Origin of the sequence: Exiguobacterium sp. UBA3968 (assembly GCF_002385115.1) — a bacterium.
Lineage (GTDB): Bacteria > Bacillota > Bacilli > Exiguobacteriales > Exiguobacteriaceae > Exiguobacterium_A.
In genome coordinates, this window is record NZ_DGCW01000009.1 from 6,620 (window position 1) to 6,832 (window position 213).

1 protein-coding gene is annotated in these 213 nt (G+C 49.3%); it reads left to right on the forward strand.

Annotation, left to right across the window (positions count from 1 at the left end; all coding sequences use genetic code 11):
- Positions 1-213 (forward strand): hypothetical protein (locus tag B3S86_RS15075; RefSeq protein WP_290754245.1); only part of this gene is annotated, 213 nt, incomplete at both ends.

The window sequence follows — 213 nt, forward strand, 5'->3', positions numbered from 1 at the left end:
ATCTTCGGTGAAAAAGCACGTGAAGTCCGTGATACATCTCTCCGTGTTCCACACGGTGGTGATGGAATCATTCTCGACGTCAAAATCTTCGACCGCGATAATGGGGACGAGCTCTCACCTGGTGTCAACCAGTTGATCCGTGCTTACATCGTTCAGAAGCGTAAGATTCACGAGGGTGATAAAATGGCGGGTCGTCACGGTAACAAAGGTGTT